We start from the raw sequence: 16,205 nt of genomic DNA, 5'->3' as shown, positions 1-16,205 counted from the left end.
GCCCTTCCTCTACGGAAACCGTTAAGAAGGTGCCCTTCCTTCGGTGCGGGGGATGACGAGGACGGGGCTGTCGGCGTGGTGGAGGACCTGGTGGCTGACCGAGCCGAGGAGCAGGCCGGTGAAGCCGCCGCGGCCGTGGGCGCCGACGACCACGAGCTGCGCCTGCTTGCTCAGTTCGACCAGGACCTTGGCGGGGCGGCCGCGGAGCAGGTGCTCGCGGACCTTGACGTCGGGGTAGTCCTTGCGTACGGCGGCCAGGGCGTCCTCCAGCAGGTGCCCCTCCTCCTGCGCGACGGTGGCCGCGTCGTGCTTGTGGTCGTGGTGCTCGCCGTGGCCGTGGCCGCCGGCGCGGGACCAGCTGTGCACGGCCAGCACCTCGGTGTCGCGCATGGCGGCCTCCTCGAACGCCGCCTCGATGGTGCGCACCGAGTCCGGCGATCCGTCGACGCCGACCACGACCGGGCCCTCGTCGCGGCGCTCGCCGCGCACGACCAGCACCGGCGTACGCCCGTGCGCCGTGCACTGCACCGCGACCGACCCGACCAGCAGCCCGGTGAACCCGCCGAGCCCGCGGTCGCCGATGACCAGCAGCTCCGCGTCGCGGGCGGCGCGCAGCAGCACCGGCGAGGGCGCGCCGGTGACCAGGTCGGTGAGCACGGAGACCGACGGGTCGGCCTCCCGGGCGACGGCCGCCGCCGCGGCGAGGGTGCGCTCGGCGTCGTGGCGCAGTCCGCCCTCCTGCGGCCCGGCCTCCGACGGGCCCATCTTGACGTGCATCAGCGGCCAGATGAACGCGTGCACGATGCGCAGCGGCAGCTGCCGCCAGGCCGCCTCGCGGGTGGCGATGCGCACCGCGGCCAGCGACGACTCCGATCCGTCGGCGCCGACGACGACCGGCCGGGCGCCGCCCTCCTCGGTGTTCATGGCCGGGCCTGCCCCGGCGTCGAGACTGTTCATCGGCGCCCCGGCCAGGTCCAGTCGGTGATGTCGGGGGCGTCCTGCCCGTACGCGCGGGTGTGGTCGCGGGCTCGCTGCCGGGCGTCGGTCATGTACTGGCGCAGCCCGGCCGCGCTCACGCCCAGCCCCGGCACCCGGTCGATGACGTCGATGACCAGCCGGTAGCGGTCCAGGTCGTTCAGCATCACCATGTCGAACGGCGTGGTCGTGGTGCCCTCCTCCTTGTACCCGCGCACGTGGATGTTGCCGTGGTTGGTACGCCGGTAGGTGAGCCGGTGGATCAGCGTCGGATAGCCGTGGTACGCGAAGATCACCGGCCGGTCCACCGTGAAGATCGCGTCGAACTGGGCGTCCGGCAGGCCGTGCGGGTGCTCGCTCTCCGGCTGCAGGCGCATCAGGTCCACCACGTTGACCACCCGCACCCGCAGCTCGGGCAGGTAGCGCTGGAGCAGGTCGACGGCGGCCAGCGTCTCCAGCGTGGGCACGTCCCCGGCGCACGCCATCACCACGTCCGGCACCCCGCCCGCGTCGTTGCTGGCCCAGTTCCAGATGCCCAGGCCGCGGCGGCAGTGCAGGGCCGCCTCGGTCATGCTCAGCCAGGACGGCTGCGGCTGTTTGCCGGCCACCACCACGTTGATGTAGTTGCGGCTGCGCAGGCAGTGGTCCATCGTCGACAGCAGCGTGTTGGTGTCCGGCGGCAGGTAGATCCGGCACACCTCGGCCTTCTTGTTCACCACGTGGTCGATGAACCCGGGGTCCTGGTGCGAGAAGCCGTTGTGGTCCTGGCGCCACACGTGGCTGGACAGCAGGTAGGTCAGCGACGCGATGGGCCGGCGCCACTCGATGCCGCGGGTCACCTTGAGCCACTTCGCGTGCTGGTTGACCATCGAGTCGACGACGTGGATGAACGCCTCGTAGCTGGTGAGCAGGCCGTGCCGGCCGGTGAGGAGGTAGCCCTCCAGCAGGCCCTCGCACAGGTGCTCGGACAGCACCTCGATGACCCGGCCGGACTGCGCCAGGTGGTCGTCGCCCTCGTAGATCTGCGCGTCGAACTCGCGGTCGGTCACCTCGAACACGGCGTTGAGCCGGTTCGAGTTGACCTCGTCCGGCCCGAACAGCCGGAACCGGTCCGGATTGGCGCGGATCACGTCGCGCAGCCACACCCCGAGCGCCCGGGTCGCCTCGGCGACGGGCGTACCCGGTGCGGGCACGTCGGCGGCGTACGCCCGGATGTCGGGCAGGACCAGGTCGCGCAGCAGCAGGCCGCCGTTGGTATGCGGGTTGGCGCTCATCCGCCGGGCCGCCCGCGGGGCCAGCGGGGCGAGGAAGCCCATCGGCGCGCCGGTCGCGTCGAACAGCTCCTCCGGCCGGTACGAGCGCAGCCACTGCTCCAGCTGCGCCAGGTGCTCGGGGTTGTCGCGCACGGTGGACAGCGGCACCTGGTGCGCCCGGAACGTGCCCTCGACCGGCACGCCGTCGACGATCCTGGGGCCGGTCCAGCCCTTCGGCGTACGCAGGATGATCATCGGCCAGCGCGGCCGCTGCCCGTCGGCGCCCTGCCGGGCGCGGGCCTGGATGCCGGCGATCTCGTCGAGCGCGGTGTCCAGGGCGTACGCCAGTTCGTGGTGCACCCGCACCGGGTCGTGCCCCGAGACCAGGATCGGCCGGTACCCGAACCCGTGCATCATCGCCATCAGGTCGTGCTCGGGGATCCGGGCCAGCACCGTCGGGTTGGCGATCTTGTAGCCGTTGAGGTGCAGGATCGGCAGCACCACACCGTCGGTCACCGGGCTGAGGAACGTGTTCGCCAGCCAGCTGCACGCCAGCGGCCCGGTCTCGGCCTCCCCGTCGCCGATCACGCAGGCCACCACCAGCCCGGGGTTGTCCAGCGCCGCGCCGTAGGCGTGCATCAGCGAGTAGCCCAGCTCGCCGCCCTCGTGGATGGAGCCCGGCACCTCCGCCGCCACATGGCTGGGGATGCCGCCCGGGAACGAGAACTGGCGGAACAGCCGCCCCATGCCCGCCTCGCTGCGGTCCACGCTCGGGTACAGCTCGCTGTAGGTGCCCTCCAGCCAGGTGTTCGCCACGATCGCCGGGCCGCCGTGGCCGGGACCGCAGATGAACATGGCGTTGAGGTCGCGGTTGGTGATGGTGCGGTTGAGGTGGGCCCACAGCATGTTGAGGCCGGGGCTCGTGCCCCAGTGGCCGAGCAGCCGGGGTTTGATGTGCTCGGGCAGCAGCGGCTCGCGCAGCAGCGGGTTGCCCATCAGGTAGATCTGGCCCACGGTCAGGTAGTTGGCCGCCCGCCACCAGGCGTCGAGCCTGCTCAGATCGTCATCGCGGAGATGCGTCACACCGGCGGTGTGCCCGGCGCCCGGTCGCTCTGTCACCGTCATGTGCTGATCCTCGCCTGCCGCAACGCGCTACGCAGGCACTTCGTCCGCTTTTCCGGGTGCCGGAGCAGCTCAGGCGGGCAGCTCGCCCGGGGCCAGGGCGAGCCCGTAGTTCTGGCCGCGCTTGCGCACCTGCCAGACACCGCGCACGACGCCGCGCTCCACCACCTTGTGGTGGAGGACGTCGAGCAGGTCCGTCATGAACATCGGGTACACCCGGCCGGCCGCGTCACGCCATTCGAAGACCGCCGCGGAGCGCCCCCGCCGGCCGTCCACGAAGGTGAGCTCGGCCGCGAACGGCTCGTTGCCCGCCGACCACAGCTGGCCGTTGTCGACGACGCGCCCCTGCCAGGTGTGGACGCTGCTCGGGTAGTGCTCCAGGTTGCCGTGCTCGTCGACGGGATACCGGTCGAGCCGGTTCGCGGAGGTTGCCATCGCGCGATCATGCGGCCCGGGTACGACACGCGACCCGACCTTGTCCAGACTATGCGTATTCGCCCCGATAAGCCCGGCCAGCTGCTATAGCGTGGCGTGAGGCGCGTAGGAGGAGGAGCGATGGTGGCTTCCCATCTGCCGGACGCGGTGCAGGGCCCGGGTCCGGTCGACGTAGTGCTCAACGTCAACGGCGCCACGCACGTGGTGCGTATCGAGCCGCGGGTCAGCCTGCTGGACTGCCTGCGCGACCACATGAACCTCACCGGTGCCAAGAAGGGCTGCAACCAGGGCGCCTGCGGCGCGTGCACGGTATGGGTCGACAAGCGGCGCGTCGTCGCCTGCCTCACCCTGGCCATCGCCTGCGAGGGCCGCGAGATCACCACGATCGAGGGCCTGGCCGAGAACGGCATCCTGCACCCGATGCAGAAGGCGTTCCTGTCCGAGGACGCGTTCCAGTGCGGCTACTGCACCCCGGGCCAGATCATGTCGGCCGTCGCGCTGCTGGCCGAGGGGCACGCCGGCTCCGACGCCGAGATCGCCGAGTGGATGAGCGGCAACATCTGCCGCTGCGCGGCGTACCCGAACATCCGCACCGCGATCCGCGACGTGCGCGACGGCGTGGGAGGGGTGGGCAGTGCGGCCCGTTAGCTACTCCCGAGTCCGCGACGTGGCCACCGCGATCGCCACCGTCACCGCCGACGCGGGCGCCGCGTACCTGGCCGGCGGCACCACCAAGGTGGACATGCTGCGCATCTACGCCGAGGCGTCGCAGCGCCTGGTCGACATCAACGACCTGCCCATCGACCACATCGAGGTGCAGCCCGACGGCGCGCTGCGGATCGGCGCGATGGCCCGGATGAACGACGTCGCGATGGCGCCGCTGGTCATGGAGCGATTCCCGGTGATCTCCGAAGCGCTGGTGCTCGGGGCGTCGGCGCAGCTGCGCAACATGGCCTCGATGGGCGGCAACATGCTGCAGCGCACCCGGTGCACGTACTTCCGCGACGCGGAGGCGTCCTGCAACAAGCGCGAGCCGGGCAGCGGCTGCGACGCGCTGACCGGCGTCAACCGCGGTCACGCGGTGCTGGGCACGAGCAAGCATTGCATCGCGACCCACCCGTCCGACGTCGCGGTGGCGCTGACCGCGCTGGACGCCGTCATCCACGTGCAGAACACCGGCGGCCACCACGCGTACCCGATCGACGACTTCTTCCTGCTGCCCGGGGGCACCCCGCAGCGGGAGCACCCGCTCAACCACGGTGACCTGATCACCGCGATCGAGGTGCCGGCGCTGCCCGTGGGCCGCAACTCGCTGTACCTCAAGGTGCGCGACCGGGAGTCGTACGAGTTCGCGCTGGCCTCGGCGGCGTGCGCGCTGCGGCTCGAGAACGGCGTGGTGGCCGAGGTGCGGCTGGCCCTGGGCGGCGTGGCGACCAAGCCGTGGCGGGCCCGCCGGGCCGAGCGCGCGCTGCTCGGGCAGCCCGCGACCCGCGAGTCGTTCGCCCGTGCGGCGGCCGAGGAGATGTCGGATGCCGTTGCCCGGCCCATGAATGAGTTCAAGATCGAGCTGGCGCAGCGCACCATGGTCCGCGCGCTGGAGACCCTCGCCGCGAGAGGAGACGTCTCGTGAGCACCGCCATCGGGCGCCCCGTGGACCGCGTCGACGGGCTGGCGAAGATCACCGGCGCGGGCCGCTACTCGGCCGAGATCGCGCTGCCCGGCCTGGTGCACGCGGTGCTGGTCACCTCACGCATCCCGAGCGGCCGGATCGGGCACCTCGACACCTACGACGCCGAGCGGGCCGAGGGCGTGCTCGCCGTACTGCACCACCTGAACCTGCCCAAGGGCGGGTCGGTGCCGGCGCTGCTGCCGTCGCTGTTCGGCGCGGCCGCGTCCGGCCAGACGTTCTTCCCGATGCAGGACGAGGTGATCCACTACGCGGGACAGCCGCTGGCCGTCGTGGTCGCCGACACCCTGGACCGGGCCGAGCACGCGGCGCGGCTGGTGCACATCACCTACGAGCACACCCCCGCGATCACCACCATCGAGCAGGGACGCGACCGGGCGTACGAGGCGGAGAAGATCTTCGCGGGGTTCATCCCGGGCCGTATCACCCGCGGCGACGCGGCGGCCGGGCTCGCCGAGGCCGCCGAGACGGTGGACCTGAGCTACCACCTCGCCGCCAACCACCACAACCCGATCGAGTGCTCGGCGACCACGGCGGTCTGGGAGGGCGACCGGCTCACCCTATACGACTCGACCCAGGGTCCCAACGCGACCCTGCACACCGTCGCCGAGCTGCTCAACATCATGCCGTCGCATATCCGCGTGGTCACCGGCTACGTCGGCGGCAGCTTCGGCTGCAAGGCGATGATCTGGGCCCACCCGGCGCTGTCGGCGCTCGCGGCGCGCGCGGTGCACCGGCCGGTGCGGCTGGCGCTGAGCCGCGAGCAGATGTTCAGCGGCTGCGGCCACCGCGAGGAGCAGGAGATGCGGATCGTCCTGGGGGCGGACCGCGACGGGCGGCTGACGGCGATCCGCCATCACAAGCTCTCCCCCACCTCGCACTTCGACGACTGGGCCGAACCGTCGCTGAGCGTCGCGTCGAGCATGTACGCCTGCGACAACTACGAGGGCGTCTACCGCCTGATCAAGGCCAACACGATGACCCCGACGTTCACCCGGTGCCCCGGCGAGGCGGCGGGCATGTTCGTCATGGAGACCGCGCTCGACGAGCTGGCCGAGCGGCTCGACCTCGACCCGCTGGAGATCCGGCTGCGCAACTACGCCGAGACCGAGCCGGGCACCGGCAACCCGTGGTCCAGCAAGGGGCTGCGCGAGTGCTACCAGCGCGGCGCGGAGCTGGCCCGCTGGTCCGAACGCGACCCGCGGCCCGGCCGCGAGCGCGACGGCAACTGGCTGCTCGGCTGGGGCATGGCCAGCTCCGCGTACCCGGTGACGCCGCCCGGCGGGCCGCAACGGGCCCGCGCCCGCATCTTCGCCGACGGCAGCGCCGTGGTGCAGTCCAGCTTCGCCGACTTCGGCACCGGCTCGGCGACGGTGATGACGCAGGTCGCCGCGGACGGGCTGGGCCTGCCGCTGGAGCGGGTGCGCGTCCAGTACGGCGACACGGATCTGCCCAACACGGCCGCGGCCGTCGGCTCGGCCGGGGCCGGGATGGTCAGCGCCGCGGTGCACGTGGCGACGACGGCGCTGCGCGACCAGCTGATCGCCCAGGCGGTGGCCGACGAGCGCTCGCCGCTGCACGGCGCCGACCCGGGGCAGATCACCGTGACCGAGGGCCGGATGCACCTGCGGGAGCGCCCGGACACCGGCGAGTCCTACGCCGAGCTGCTGCAGCGCGCGAACATGACCGACGCCGAGGCGCTGGGCACGTGGAACCCGCCCAGCATGATGGGCACCGGCTACGGCACGATGACGTTCGGCGCACAGTTCGCGCAGGTGGCGGTGGACCCCGAGCTGGGCCTGTGCCGGGTGCGGCGCCTGATCGGCGTGTTCGACCCGGGGCGGGTGCTCAACCGCAAGACCGCGCACAGCCAGCTGATGGGCGGCATGCTCTGGGGTATGAGCCAGGCCCTGCTGGAGGGCACCGTGATGGACCCGGCCGGCCGCTGGTCCAACGCCAGCCTCGGCGAGTACCTGGTGCCCGTCAACGCCGACGCGCCCGACGTGCTCATCGAGACGGTCGAGACCACCGACACGGTGGTGAACCCGCTGGGAGTCAAGGGCATCGGCGAGGTCAGCATGGTCGGCACCGCCGCCGCGATCGCCAACGCGATCTGGCACGCCACCGGCCGCCGCCACCACCGGCTGCCGATCACGATCGAGAGCGTGCTGTGAGGACGGGCCGCCGGTGATCGAGGGATCGGCGGCCGCGGGGCCGGTGCCCGACGACGAACCCGTCTCCGTGCTGTTCACCTGGCGGGTCATGCCGGGCCGGGAGGCCGACTTCGAGCGGTGGCTGGAGGAGATCAACCAGGTGTCTTCGCGGTTTCCCGGGCACCGCGGCGTCACCTGGCTGCGCCCGCCCGCAGGAACACCTGCGGAGCAGCGCCGCTACCACTGCGTACTGCGCTTCGACAACGGCCGCCACCTCAGCCGCTGGCTCACCTCGCCCGAGCGGGAGGTCACCGTCCGGCACCTGGCCGGGATCGCGGAGGAGGCCGAGCAGCGCGAGACCACCACCGGCATGGAGACCTGGTTCAGCCTGCCCGGCCGCCCCGTCCTACCACCCGCCAGGTGGAAGATGGCCCTGGTCTCCTTCCTCGGCGTCTACCCCCTGATCCTGATCTTCAACCTGCTCGGCACCGAACACCTCGCCGAACTCCCCCTGCCCTACCTGGTCCGCGCCGCGATCATCCCCCTGCTGCTCTCCGTCCTCCTCACCTACCTGGTCATGCCCTTCCTCAGCCGCCTCCTCCGCCGCTACCTCTACTGAAAGGAAGGGCACCTTCTTAACGCTATGCGTAGAGGAAGGGCACCTTCTTAACGTCGCCGGTGCTCTGGTCCCGCCGGGACGCGGCGCGTAGCGCTTCACGACGGTCGTGCCGTCGCCCCTGGTGCCGGGCGAGCAGCCGTACGGCGGAGAAACATCACAGTATTGTCCGCGCTCCGGCCGTTTCGGGCGGTCGCTGCCGGGTAGGCGCGTCCGATGGAGAGGAGTGCGACATGAGCTGGGCCGACATGCCGCCCCGAAATGACGTGTCACGGCGCGCCAGGCCGGCCGACCAGAGGCGGACCGACTTCGACGGCGAGTTCGCGGACCTGCGCCAGCGGGCCCGGCACCTCATCGCCGAGATCGGACGGCTGTCCCGCCAGCTGACGGACCTGCAGAAGGCGATCAGAGCCCGCAACGGCGGCGCGGGTGGACGACGCGACGGCGCCTCGGCGGCCGACCAGCGCTGAAGCGCCTGGCCGTCGCGTCTGGCGCCGTCCGCGGGTGAGCGTTAAGAAGGGCACCTTCCTCTACGCATAGCGTTAAGAAGGTGCCCTTCCTTATGCGTAGGCGGGGAGGGTGATGGCGTCGGCCTTGGCGGCCTGCTTGGCCATCAGGGCGGCGAACGGGCGGCGGGTCATGATGCGGGTGCTCAGGTCGCGCAGGCTGATCGCCCACCGGGAGTCGGGCAGCATGCCCCGCACGCCGCCGGGCGGCAGCTGCTGGCACTGCTTCACGTACGGCCGCATCAGCCGCTCGTACGCCGCGAACGCGGTCACGTGGTCGCCGCCGGAGCGGGCCAGCTCACCGGCGAGCAGGTACGCCCCCACCAGGCCCATGCTGGTGCCCAGGCCGCTGAGCGGGGACGCGCAGTAGCCCGCGTCGCCGAGCAGCGCGACCCGGCCGGTGCTCCACCGGTCCATGTGCACCTGCCCGATGACGTCGAAGTAGAAGTCGGGCGCGTCCCCCATCGCGTCGAGCATGGCCGGCACCCGCCAGCCGGCCCCGGCGAACACCTCGGCCAGCAGCGCCTTCTGCGCAGCGACGTCACGAGGATCGACGGTGCGACCGTCGGCGCGGAAGGAGAGCATAGCCTTGGCGGTGTGCTCGTTCTCCGGCCGGATGCCGGCGCAGCGCCCGCCCGGGATCCCGTGCATCAGGAACCAGTGCGGGTCGAGGTCCGGCTGCGCGGGCATGGTGAAGTACGCGGTGTACGCGCCCAGCCGCCGGATGAAACGCTCCTCGGGCCCGAACGCGAGCGCCCGCACCCCCGAGTGGATGCCGTCCGCGCCGATCACCAGGTCGTAGCGCTCGGTACGCCCGCTGCGGAAGGTCACCTCGACGCCGTCGTCGCCTTCGGACAGCGCGGTGATCCGGTCGCCGAAGCGGTACTCGGCGTCGGCGCGGGTGGCCTCGTGGAGGATGTGCGCGAGGTCGCCGCGCAGGATCTCGTACTCGGCCACGATGCCCTCGCCGCCGAACAGGCTCGCGGGCATCTCCGAGGTGCGCCGCCCGGCCGGGTCGACCCACGCGAAGCCCTCCTCGTGCACCCGGTCACGGGTGATCTGCGGCATGATGCCCATCGCCGCGCAGACGTCGCGGGCGACGCCGCGGATGTCGACGGCGTGCCCGCCGGGCCGGATCGCGGGCGCGCGCTCCACCACGGTGACGGCGTAGCCGTGCCGGTGCAGCCAGTACGCCAGCGCCGGTCCGGCGATGCTCGCGCCCGAGATCAGTACGGTGTTGGTCCTCATCGTCCGCTCCCCAGAGTGTGTACGGTGTACAACGTGATGGGTGAACCGTATGAGCACGCACATCCTGCCTGCAACAGCGTTCCGGGTGTACTAGCACGCTACCTAGTACACCGGTCGAGGTCGGCGTGGTGAGCGAGCGCGAGGACGGCCGTGGTGTACTAGTACGCGTGAGCGGCGAGGCACCGTACCGGCAGATCGTCGGGCAGATCCGGGGGCGCATCGAGAGCGGGCGACTGCGCCCCGGCGACCGGGTGCCGTCGGCGCGGCAGATCACCGCCGAGTGGGGCGTGGCCCTGGCCACCGCGACGAAGGTGCTGGCCGCGCTGCGTACCGAGGGACTGGTCACCGCCGTGCGCGGAGTCGGCACCGTCGTCGCGGACCGCACCCCCGCCCCGGCCGCGCCGCCCGCCCGGCGCGAGCGGCGCCCGCGCGCCGAGCCCGCCGACACCACCACCCGGGACCAGGTGATCCGTCATGCGCTGGCGCTCGCCGACGCCGAGGGACTCGACGCGGTGTCCATGCGCCGGCTCGCCGCCGAGCACGAGCTGCCCACCATGGGCCTCTACCGCTACGTGCGCGGCAAGGACGACCTGGTCCGGATGATGGTCGACGCCGCGTTCGCCGAGGCGCCGCTGCCCTCGGTGCCGCCGCGCGGCGCGTACGCGCAGCTGGAGCTGGCCGCCCGGCACCTGTGGGACATCTTCCGGCGCCACCCGTGGCTGGCTCCGACGATGTCGATCACCCGGCCGGAGTTCGCGCCGCACGGCATGCGCTACACCGAGTTCGTACTGGCGGCCCTCGCCCCGCTGGGTCTGCCGATGACCGAGATGATGCACGTCAACATCAGCCTGTTCGGGTTCGTACGCGGCCTGGCCATGGGCTTCGAGACCGAGGCGCAGGCCGCCCAGCACACCGGGATGACCAGCGACGAGTGGATGCAGCGGCAAGGTGAGCTGTTCGGCGGCATCATCGGCTTGGGTGGCTTCCCGATGGTGGCCCGCATCGCCGAGATCGACGACTTCGACCTCAGCCTGGACGCCGTCTTCGACTACGGCCTCCCCCGCCTGCTGGACGGCCTGTTAAGAAGGGCACCCTCCACAACGGATAGCGTTAAGAAGGTGCCCTTCCTTTCATGAGGTGTACGGGTTGTAGGTGTAGGTGCGGGAGAGGGTGCCGGGGATGGTGAAGTACTCCACGGCCACCTTCGCCGGGTCGGTGGCGAGCTGGCCGCGGCCGGGCAGGTCGTTGCCGTCGTCCCAGCCCCAGGGGGCGTTGGCGGAGTTGGTGGTGCAGTCGTAGGTGCCAGCGCCGCAGTCGCCCGAGTCGTCCCCGGCGAACGTGCCCAGGCTCGCGAACAGGCCGGTGTTGGCGCGCTGCGCCCACAGCCCGCCCGCCGCGTGGATGTCGATCAGCGCGTAGCGCACGTCGCGGTCGTCGCCGCTGCTCGGCGTCTCGGCCGTGGCCGCCGGGTAGTACACGATGCCGTCGCCGTTGATGTCGTACTGCGGATGCGCCTTGAGGCCGTGGCCCTTGGCCTCCTGCGCGGTCACCGGGTGGGTGGAGGCGTCGTGCGGCGAGGACTGCAGCCGCAGCGTGCCGTCGACGCTCTCCCGGCCGCTGGTCCAGGTGCTGCCGCCGGGGGTGTACGAGTAGAAGTCGGTGTGCGCCACCGTGATCGCGGCACGCAGTACCCCGTAGTCGGAGCCGTCGCGCTCGACGACCAGCAGCACGCCCTCGCCGTCGTTCTCGTGCTCGGTCTCGAAGAACGGGTGGTCGGTCCAGTCGCGGGGGTGGAAGAACAGGTAGGTCAGGTACCAGTGGGTGCCGGTCTCCACGACCGAGTAGTACGCGTGCGCCGCGAACGAGACGCCGGACTGCCCCGCCCGGTCCCAGTTGTTGCGGCCGTTCCAGTCGCCGTCGAAGTCGACCTTCGTGACGTAGTCGCTGCGGCCGGACAGCGCGTGGCTGCCGGTGGCGTCGACGTCCTGGTAGTGGATCGGCGCCCAGCGCAGCGCGAGCTGGGCGCGGGTGACCGCGGCGCCCGCGGGCGACGGGACGGCCAGCCCGGCCGCGGTGAGTCCTGCCGTCAGCACCGCCACCACCAGGGATCGCCCGGTGATCCTGAACCTGTCGAGCATGCACGCTCCCCTTCCAACGACATCGATGGATGGAGATACTAGGCGGTAACAAGCGCCCACGACATGGCCGCGACACGAATGATCAGTTGCCGCCGCGCGACGATCGCGCGGACGCCCGATCAGGTCCAGACCTGCCCGATGTCGAGCACGGAGAAGTAGGTCAGGATCGCCGGCACCACCGCGCCCCACAGGCCGCTCAGGTGCCAGAACACGACCAGCGCGAAGGCGGCGACGCCCCGCCGGTCACGGCCACAGCCCGGCGATGAGCACCGCGACCCGCCACAGCGAATAGAACAGCAGCCCGACGCCGCCGAGCGCGAGCAGGTGGCCGATCACCGACGTGACGACCGCGAGCACGCCCCGGTCGACGGTCGAGATCCGCCGCAGCCCCGCGTGGTAGCGCACCGTGATCGACGAGCCGACCGGGCCGGGGTCGTCGTGGCCGAAGTACACCCGGCGGTTGAAGGACACCGCCCCCGACCGGGCGCTGCCCGCGACCCGGACGTCCCAGCGGTAGCCGCCCTCGCCGTCGCCGACGTAGTACGTCTCCACGATGGTGGCCGGCACGATCTCGGCCTCCATCACCGCCCGCCAGTGCGTGACGTACGCCCGGACCGCCGCGTATCCGGCCCAGCCCAGCAGCAGCAGGCCGACGCCCAGCGCCGCGGTCGCGGCGAGCCGCTCGGGCAGCGCGTCCCCGGCGTCGGGGAAGGCGTCGCCCCACAGCAGCGAGGCGCCGACGCCGATCACCAGCAGCAGCCCGGCCACGGCGAACCCGGCGATCCGGCGCCGGAGCCCGGTGCGCAGCGTGTCGCGCCAGCGGTCGCGGTCGTCATCCACGGTCACGTGGACATGTTTCTATGCCGTGTCAAGGCGCACGGGCGCGCTGCATCCGGCATGGACGGTGAGCGTGCCGGACCGGTCTAGGCCGCCTCGGCGGCGGCCCCGCCCGGCGCGGCGGGCGCGGGCAGCCAGCGGTGGGCAAGCACGCCGACCAGCACGATCGGCACCGCGCACAGCGCCGCCAGCGGGGCGATCGGCAGCCACAGCGAGCCGGCGCCGAACGCCGCGTATACGCCCAGCGCGCCCAGCTCCGCGCCGAAGCCCGACACCGACAGGACGGTGGCCCGGGTGTGCCCGCTCATCGTGTGCTGCAGGCTGGCCTCCGCCAGCACCCGGGTGAGCTGGAGCAGCCCGAAGCAGACCGCGATCGGCACCAGACCCCACACCCGCCCCGCCCCCGCGCCGACCGCCAGCGCGACCCCGGCGGCGGCGATCGTCGCACCGACGGCGGCCGGGGTCGCCCGCCAGCGCTCGGCCAGCATGCTGCCCAGCGCCATCGCGGCGATCAGGGCCGCGATCACCAGCGGCACCCCGGCCGTGCTGACGCCCAGGTCGCGGACGAGCAGCGGTCCGTACTCGTCGAGCGCGCTGAGGCTGGGCACGGCGGCGGCGATCAGCACCGCGTGCCAGACCCGCCGGTCGGTGCGGACCTCCGTGATCCCCGCCCGCAGATTCCCCAGGTATGCCCCGACGCCGCCGTTCTCCCGCACCGGGCGGACGCGCGGCCGCTCCGGCAGCGCGAGCGCGGCGGCGGCGCTGCCCAGGCAGGCCAGCACGCTGAGCGCCGCGATGAGACCGTAGCCGCCGAACGCGAACGCCGGGGCGGCCAGGGCGCTCGCGGCGAGCATGGTCAGCATGGCCACGGTCGCGGCGCGCCCGGCCAGCGCGGTGTAGCGGGATTCCGCGCCCAGCGCCGTCAGCTCGTCGTAGAGCAGTGCCTCCTTGGTGCCGGAGCTGATCGCGCTGCGTACGCCCCAGAGCACGAACCCGATCGCGAAGCCCGGGTACGCCGGCCACAGGAACCACACCGCGAAGCCGATCCCGCGCAGCACCGCGCCGGACGCCAGCAGCCGCCGCCGGGAGAACGTGTCCGCCCACGCGCCCGACGGCACCTCCAGCGCAAACGCGACGCCGCCCCAGATCATCAGCAGCGTGGTCAGCTCCGCCGTGGACAGCCCAGCATCCGCCATCAGCAGCGTGAACAGCGGGAAGAACAGCACGCCCTCGTCACAGCCGCGCAGGGTCGCGTAGAGCCGGCCGAGCCGGCGTACCCCCGCCGTGTCCGCTCCCCCGCCGACCGCCACCCGCCCACCCTGCCGCACCCGCCGCGGGCCGCGCAACGCGCCGGACACCGCGGCGAGGGGTAGCTCCCGTCTTCACGGCGTGGGCAGGGTCACTCTGCCCACGCCGTCCTAGGAGGATGGACCGGTGGCGGCCCGCCGGTCAGAGCTTGGAGAGGATGAAGTTCTTCGCCGCGGTCTGCACCGTCGACGTCTGGTACTTGGTGCCGTGGACGTCGGCCGGGTCGCTCGCGTTCTGGCACCACTTGTCGTTGGCGTAGCAGTACGAGCGCAGGCGGCTGTTGAACTCGCTCAGCACACCGGCGGCGCGGGGCCAGGTGCCGGTGCCCGTCGCGCCCCCGACGTTGAACGGCTCGCCCTTGCGGTAGGTGGGGTCGCCGAAGAACACGACCGCGGCGATGCGGCTGCGGTACGCCGCGGCGATCCGCTTGCTGGAGTCGCTGGCCAGGGCGTCGCCGATTACGTGCGCCCCCTGCGAGTACCCGACGAGGACGAACCTGGTGGCCGACGAGCACGTGCTGCCGAGCGAGGTGACCAGGCTCTTGAGGTTGTCCGTGCCGGTGCCCTGGCTGATCGGGTAGATCGGTGCGATGGCGGTCGCCGGGTACTTGAGCCCGACGCGGCGCGCCGTGTACGACGTCTCGATGACGGCGCTGGAGGTCAGGTTGAGGCGGCCGCCGAAGCCGCCGCTGGCGTACTGGTAGGTGTTGCCGCCGGTGCCGGCGGCCTCGTTGGTGCCGCGTACGCCGATGACGATGACGCCGGGGCAGGTCGCCGTGGAGCTGACGGCGTGCGCGGGGGTGGCGACGGCCGCGGCCGCGGTGAGGGTGGCCAGTGCCAGCGCGGTGGCCAGCGCCGCGCGGCGCAGCCGGGGCGGGAACGGACGGGGACGTGTCTGCCGCATCGGCGACCTCCTGGGGAGTCTCATGTGGTCACATCGTGGCGCGGGAGCCGGAGAACGGCGCACATCCGGCATACATCGAAGTACATCGCACGCACAGACATCGCGGAAAGCGGCGCGAGCAGGCCCGGACCTGGGCGCATGAGGCTTGTGTGGGCCGACGTGTGAAGGCGCGCGGCGATCCTGTGGGCACCCCCGTCGCCATCGATGGCAGCAGAAGGAACGGTATGCACCCGCCAATGCAGACATCACCTGAGCACGCAGCGAGCCCGCGCGGCACGGACCGGCGGCGCCTGCTCGGAATGATCACCGCCGCGCTCGCCGTCGGCGTCATCCCGGAGGCCTGGCTCGCCGAGGCCGCGTACGCCGCACCGGCGTGGAACCGGCCGTTCGACAAGTGGATCCCGATCACGGCCGGGTTCGGCATGCGCACCGACCCGATCACCGGGGAGTCGCGGATGCACTACGGCACCGACTACAGCGCGAGCGGCATCCTGGGCTACCCGATCCGGGCGTGCGCCGCGGGCACGGTGAGCGTCGGCTACAACGCCGCCGGCTTCGGCCACTACGCCACGGTCACCCACGCCGACGGCTGGCGCACCCTCTACGGCCACATGCGCGAGGCTCCGGTGGTCGGCAGCGGCACGCAGGTCGCCGCCGGGCAGCACCTCGGCAACGTCGGCTCGACGGGCCGGTCGACGGGGCCGCACCTGCACCTGGAGATCACCCAGAACGGCGCGTACCACAACCCGGAGTCGATCCTCGCGGGCGCGCCCTACGCCGGGGCGCCCGGCAATCCCCCCTCCATTCTCACCAAGGACGGACTGATGTACCTCATCTGGAGCACCGGCGGCACCGGCTACCTGGTCACCCCGAACCGTGTCATCGGCCTGCGCTCGATGGCGCACTACAACCTGTTCAAGCGCATCATCAACTCCAACCAGGCCGCCGCCCAGCCGGAGGTCTTCAACGCGCTGGAGATCGACCAGATCAACGCGTACCTGAACGGCACCGTCCCGGCGTGAAC

15 protein-coding genes are annotated in these 16,205 nt (G+C 72.1%); 7 read left to right on the top strand and 8 right to left on the bottom strand.

Annotation, left to right across the window (positions count from 1 at the left end; genetic code table 11):
* Positions 1-21: 21 nt before the first annotated feature.
* The 3 genes from Cba03nite_RS07460 to Cba03nite_RS07450 form a co-directional block, all read right to left on the bottom strand.
* Positions 22-957: a universal stress protein gene (locus Cba03nite_RS07460; RefSeq protein ID WP_239125543.1), complete on the bottom strand. Its 936-nt coding sequence runs from the start codon at positions 955-957 to the stop codon at positions 22-24.
* Positions 954-3,353 carry a phosphoketolase family protein gene (locus tag Cba03nite_RS07455; RefSeq protein ID WP_203743453.1) on the bottom strand — a complete coding sequence of 800 codons (2,400 nt, stop codon included), beginning with the start codon at positions 3,351-3,353 and terminating at the stop codon, positions 954-956. Before Cba03nite_RS07455 ends, Cba03nite_RS07460 begins: the two co-directional genes overlap by 4 nt.
* 69 nt (positions 3,354-3,422) lie before the next feature.
* Positions 3,423-3,785: a hypothetical protein gene (locus tag Cba03nite_RS07450; RefSeq protein WP_203743451.1), complete on the bottom strand. Its 363-nt coding sequence runs from the start codon at positions 3,783-3,785 to the stop codon at positions 3,423-3,425.
* A 120-nt stretch (positions 3,786-3,905) separates the two neighbouring features.
* Here Cba03nite_RS07450 and Cba03nite_RS07445 point away from each other — a divergent pair, with 120 nt between their 5' ends.
* The 5 genes from Cba03nite_RS07445 (at position 3,906) to Cba03nite_RS07425 (ending at position 8,711) form a co-directional block, all read left to right on the top strand.
* On the top strand, positions 3,906-4,433 hold the full coding sequence (locus Cba03nite_RS07445; RefSeq protein WP_203743449.1) for a (2Fe-2S)-binding protein: 528 nt from the start codon (positions 3,906-3,908) through the stop codon (positions 4,431-4,433).
* 19 nt (positions 4,434-4,452) lie between these two features.
* Positions 4,453-5,415 (top strand): FAD binding domain-containing protein, encoded by a 963-nt coding sequence (locus Cba03nite_RS07440; RefSeq protein WP_239125542.1) that lies wholly within the window; start codon positions 4,453-4,455, stop codon positions 5,413-5,415.
* Entirely contained in the window at positions 5,412-7,646 is a 2,235-nt protein-coding gene (locus Cba03nite_RS07435) for a xanthine dehydrogenase family protein molybdopterin-binding subunit (protein WP_203743445.1), read from the top strand. The genes Cba03nite_RS07440 and Cba03nite_RS07435 overlap by 4 nt, the downstream gene beginning before the upstream one ends.
* 13 nt (positions 7,647-7,659) lie before the next feature.
* On the top strand, positions 7,660-8,244 hold the full coding sequence (locus Cba03nite_RS07430; protein WP_203743443.1) for an antibiotic biosynthesis monooxygenase: 585 nt from the start codon (positions 7,660-7,662) through the stop codon (positions 8,242-8,244).
* 230 nt (positions 8,245-8,474) lie between these two features.
* Positions 8,475-8,711, top strand: a complete 237-nt coding sequence (locus tag Cba03nite_RS07425) for a hypothetical protein (RefSeq protein WP_203743441.1) — start codon at positions 8,475-8,477, stop codon at positions 8,709-8,711.
* Between the two features lie 90 nt (positions 8,712-8,801).
* On the opposite strand, the gene Cba03nite_RS07420 is transcribed toward Cba03nite_RS07425, so the two are convergent.
* On the bottom strand, positions 8,802-9,995 hold the full coding sequence (locus tag Cba03nite_RS07420; protein WP_203743439.1) for an FAD-dependent monooxygenase: 1,194 nt from the start codon (positions 9,993-9,995) through the stop codon (positions 8,802-8,804).
* A gap of 167 nt (positions 9,996-10,162) precedes the next feature.
* Between Cba03nite_RS07420 and Cba03nite_RS07415 the strand changes: the two genes are divergently transcribed.
* Positions 10,163-11,131 carry a GntR family transcriptional regulator gene (locus Cba03nite_RS07415; RefSeq protein WP_203743437.1) on the top strand — a complete coding sequence of 323 codons (969 nt, stop codon included), beginning with the start codon at positions 10,163-10,165 and terminating at the stop codon, positions 11,129-11,131.
* Here the strand turns inward: Cba03nite_RS07415 and Cba03nite_RS07410 are convergent.
* From Cba03nite_RS07410 to Cba03nite_RS07395, 4 genes are all read right to left on the bottom strand, one after another.
* Positions 11,126-12,133, bottom strand: a complete 1,008-nt coding sequence (locus tag Cba03nite_RS07410; protein ID WP_239125541.1) for a hypothetical protein — start codon at positions 12,131-12,133, stop codon at positions 11,126-11,128. The two genes, Cba03nite_RS07415 and Cba03nite_RS07410, sit on opposite strands and share 6 nt — an antisense overlap.
* A 243-nt stretch (positions 12,134-12,376) precedes the next feature.
* On the bottom strand, positions 12,377-12,979 hold the full coding sequence (locus tag Cba03nite_RS07405; RefSeq protein WP_203743435.1) for a hypothetical protein: 603 nt from the start codon (positions 12,977-12,979) through the stop codon (positions 12,377-12,379).
* A 77-nt stretch (positions 12,980-13,056) separates the two neighbouring features.
* Entirely contained in the window at positions 13,057-14,328 is a 1,272-nt protein-coding gene (locus Cba03nite_RS07400; RefSeq protein WP_239125540.1) for an MFS transporter, read from the bottom strand.
* Between the two features lie 91 nt (positions 14,329-14,419).
* The gene (locus Cba03nite_RS07395; protein ID WP_203743433.1) at positions 14,420-15,181 is read right to left on the bottom strand and encodes a cutinase family protein; all 762 of its coding nucleotides are present in this window, start codon (positions 15,179-15,181) and stop codon (positions 14,420-14,422) included.
* Between the two features lie 236 nt (positions 15,182-15,417).
* Here Cba03nite_RS07395 and Cba03nite_RS07390 point away from each other — a divergent pair, with 236 nt between their 5' ends.
* Positions 15,418-16,203 (top strand): M23 family metallopeptidase, encoded by a 786-nt coding sequence (locus tag Cba03nite_RS07390; protein WP_203743430.1) that lies wholly within the window; start codon positions 15,418-15,420, stop codon positions 16,201-16,203.
* The last annotated feature ends 2 nt before the right edge of the window (positions 16,204-16,205 follow it).

Source organism: Catellatospora bangladeshensis (genome assembly GCF_016862575.1).
Taxonomy (GTDB): domain Bacteria; phylum Actinomycetota; class Actinomycetes; order Mycobacteriales; family Micromonosporaceae; genus Catellatospora; species Catellatospora bangladeshensis.
This window is presented reverse-complemented; position numbering and strand designations above follow the sequence as displayed.

Bases quoted from the DNA above. Each gene is read 5' to 3' on its own strand.
- Cba03nite_RS07460 (WP_239125543.1), bottom strand. From the start codon at position 957: ATGAACAGTCTCGACGCCGGGGCAGGCCCGGCCATGAACACCGAGGAG.
- Cba03nite_RS07455 (WP_203743453.1), bottom strand. From the start codon at position 3,353: ATGACGGTGACAGAGCGACCGGGCGCCGGGCACACCGCCGGTGTGACG.
- Cba03nite_RS07450 (WP_203743451.1), bottom strand. From the start codon at position 3,785: ATGGCAACCTCCGCGAACCGGCTCGACCGGTATCCCGTCGACGAGCAC.
- Cba03nite_RS07445 (WP_203743449.1), top strand. From the start codon at position 3,906: ATGGTGGCTTCCCATCTGCCGGACGCGGTGCAGGGCCCGGGTCCGGTC.
- Cba03nite_RS07425 (WP_203743441.1), top strand. From the start codon at position 8,475: ATGAGCTGGGCCGACATGCCGCCCCGAAATGACGTGTCACGGCGCGCC.
- Cba03nite_RS07420 (WP_203743439.1), bottom strand. From the start codon at position 9,995: ATGAGGACCAACACCGTACTGATCTCGGGCGCGAGCATCGCCGGACCG.
- Cba03nite_RS07410 (WP_239125541.1), bottom strand. From the start codon at position 12,133: ATGCTCGACAGGTTCAGGATCACCGGGCGATCCCTGGTGGTGGCGGTG.
- Cba03nite_RS07395 (WP_203743433.1), bottom strand. From the start codon at position 15,181: ATGCGGCAGACACGTCCCCGTCCGTTCCCGCCCCGGCTGCGCCGCGCG.
- Cba03nite_RS07390 (WP_203743430.1), top strand. From the start codon at position 15,418: ATGCAGACATCACCTGAGCACGCAGCGAGCCCGCGCGGCACGGACCGG.